Source organism: Streptomyces sp. (assembly GCF_035563135.1).
Classification (GTDB): Bacteria; Actinomycetota; Actinomycetes; order Streptomycetales; family Streptomycetaceae; genus Streptomyces.
In genome coordinates this window covers 1-2,666 of the sequence record NZ_DATMVN010000390.1, presented here as the reverse complement: position 1 = coordinate 2,666, position 2,666 = coordinate 1, and the positions used below count along the sequence as shown (strand labels likewise).

Here is a 2,666-nt window from a genome sequence, read left to right as displayed (position 1 = left end):
TTGTACGCCACCAATGACAGAGGCGCGTCGGTGAACGGGCAGGCGCGACACGGCATGGTCGGCCCCGGTCAGCAGGTCCAGTACTGAGATGCCGTAGTGAATGGCCAGGCGATCCACGTCCCCGAGGGACCATGACGCCTGCCCACTCTGCTTGCGGCTGATCTGTGCTTGACTCAACTTCATCCCAGCGGCGAGGGTGCGCTGATCCTCACCCGTCGCGTACATCAACGCCGCCACGGTGACTCGAAGGTGTTGCTCTGTACTGGACATATGAGTAATCCGTATCAGGTATACGCGCTATGGGATGGGAGGCTCGCCGGTGGACTTGGGTCCAACGAGACTGGCGGCAGCGATGTCTCGGCCTGCGCCGCGCCTTCCGGAAAGCAACCATGTTGCGACCTCCGGAAGGCGGGCTGCCCATCAGGCCAGCGGTACGCCGTAGCGCAGAGTCCAGCCTCGACCCAGCACATGCCGGGTGACCTCGACGACCTGCCCGCTCTCGGTCCGGCCGGTGTGCGTGATGGTGAGCAGCAGCTCGCCATCATCGACCCCCAGGGCTGCGGCCTGATCGGCGGTTGCCGGTACCTGCGTGACGTCCTCTACGACGTCTGTCTGGCTCAGGCCCGCGTCAGCCATGCGGGAGATGATCCCGCCCTCTCCGGTGTCGAGTTGGGCGACGGCCGGCGCGGCCTCTGCGACGAATGCTGGGATGTACGTGTCAGCGAGCTGCACCAGGCGCTCGCCGTTGTACATCCGGCGCTGCCGGATGACAACGGCGTCGCTCGCGTCGTCACCGAGGATGGTGGCGATCTCGGCCGGGGCGGTGCCGCGCAGTACCTCGACCTCGGCGCGCGGGGTGCCACCAGCCCGCTTCGTCTCGGCCTCGAAAGCGCCGTGAGCGCCGCCCTCTGCGCGCTGCCGGTAGCGGCTCCGGGCGTCGCGGGTGATTCCGTTTGTGCCAATGATGTTGCTCGGCATGATGCCGCTCCTTACCTGAATGGATAGGTCGATGTGACGCTCAGGCGTCAAGGTCCCACGTGTACGCGAACCGCCAGATGGTCGACGGCATGATGTGCCTGGCGACTTCGATGACGCGGCCCTCGGCCGTTGAGGCGTGATGGACCAGTTCGTATACCTGCCGGTCCTCCGGGATGCTCAGGGCTTCAGCTTCTTCCTGGGTCGGGAAGCGAGCTTCGATCGTCTCGCGCACATGTCGCTGTGTGAATCCCAGGTCAGCGAGGCGGGATTTGCTGCCTCCGGGTCCAGTGTCCTGATCTTCGATCGGTGATCCGCCTGCGACATCGATAGGGAAATAGCTGGTCGCGAGCTGGACGACGAAGCCCTCGGTCGGATCCGTGGAGTCGCGGCCGGCCTTCATGGCTCGATGCCTGTAGATCGCTTTCGATGAGTGGTGGAGGCCAAGGGCCGTAGCCACGTCCTTCGGCGGTCGGGCTCGGCCGATTTCCGTGGGTGTCCGCTTGTAGACCAGTCCCAGCCGGTTCAGTTCCGCTTCGAAGGCGCCACGGGCGCCGCCTTCGGACCGCGCGGCGGCTTGGTAGCGCCCAGTTCCGTCGCGGGTGATCTTCCCCAGGAACGGTGTCACAAAGGACCCCTTCCCCTGCTGGGTGAACGTCAGGCCTTCCCGCTCCAGGACTCGGTGTACGTCGCGGGCAGTCTGAAACGCGATTCCCTCGGCCGCTTGGAGCTCAGACACGCTTGGCAGTCGGCTGCCCGGCGGCAACTTTCCGCTCTCGATCTTTGCCCGGAGATCGGCGGCGATGCGCCCGATCTTCCCCGGCTCCTTCCTGGCCACTGGCCCCTCCGTCACTCTCGTCTCGAATCTGGTGTGGGTGGTCAGCATTGCATAGCTAGTTGGGTAGCGGTAGCTGAGGGTCTGTAGTTGGTGTGTCATGCCATGAATGTGCAGGTCAGAGCTGTCGCGAGAAACGACTTAGCTAGTTGTGTTGACATCTGGGGTTCGTGCTGGCTTAATCGTCCTCGGCGGCACACACAACTAGTTGAGTGAGCGTCGAGCCGGACGTTGCCCGTGAAACGGCGCAGAAGGAAGCGACCCTGCCTTGAGAACTGAACAGCGCGTCATCCGGGAGCTACGACAAACCGGCACCTCCGAGCAACCAGCGGACAGTGTCACCAGGTGAGTCCTCTGGCCGCCCCGGCCCGGTCCGTAGGGAGATACGGAACGCCAGCCCGCAGGCGCCATGCGGGACGTCAGCCCGCAGACGCGATGCGGGCCAGGCAACAGCGACAAGCCAGCCCTGCCGCGCAGACAGCTTCCACAGCACCTTTTCGCCTTGATGCCTATGGGCTGACAGGCCATCCGGATGCGCGGCGAGACAAGGGCGAAGATCGCGGACCCCGTAGGTATCGAGTATCGAGACCGGTTCGAGTCCGGTCCGGGGTGCTACCTGCCGCTCACGCGGCGGGACCCAAACGACGAACCCCCGGGGGTGCAACCCCGGGGGTTCGTCTTCGCCATCACCCTCCACGAAGGGCAACAGCGCAATGAACAGCATGACACCGACCCTCGACGCTCCCCGTGCCGGGCTCGCCGACGACATGACCGAGGACGACAACCGCCGCGGATTCGAGCGCGACGAGACCGACCGCTTCCACCAGCTCGTGCAGCAGCTGGTGGACGATGGCGA

Annotated in this window: 3 protein-coding genes; all 3 read right to left on the bottom strand. The window is 65.1% G+C overall.

The features are described 5' to 3' along the window. Positions 1–270, bottom strand: a 270-nt coding sequence (locus VN520_RS16925; RefSeq protein WP_325747756.1) for a helix-turn-helix domain-containing protein, incomplete at its 3' end; no start/stop codon positions are given. 150 nt (positions 271–420) lie between these two features. Beyond that, positions 421–978: a UTRA domain-containing protein gene (locus VN520_RS16920; protein ID WP_325747755.1), complete on the bottom strand. Its 558-nt coding sequence runs from the start codon at positions 976–978 to the stop codon at positions 421–423. A gap of 40 nt (positions 979–1,018) precedes the next feature. After that, positions 1,019–1,912 (bottom strand): GntR family transcriptional regulator, encoded by an 894-nt coding sequence (locus tag VN520_RS16915; RefSeq protein ID WP_325747754.1) that lies wholly within the window; start codon positions 1,910–1,912, stop codon positions 1,019–1,021. Positions 1,913–2,666 lie beyond the last annotated feature (754 nt).

Bases quoted from the DNA above. Each gene is read 5' to 3' on its own strand.
- VN520_RS16915 (WP_325747754.1), bottom strand. From the start codon at position 1,912: ATGACACACCAACTACAGACCCTCAGCTACCGCTACCCAACTAGCTAT.
- VN520_RS16920 (WP_325747755.1), bottom strand. From the start codon at position 978: ATGCCGAGCAACATCATTGGCACAAACGGAATCACCCGCGACGCCCGG.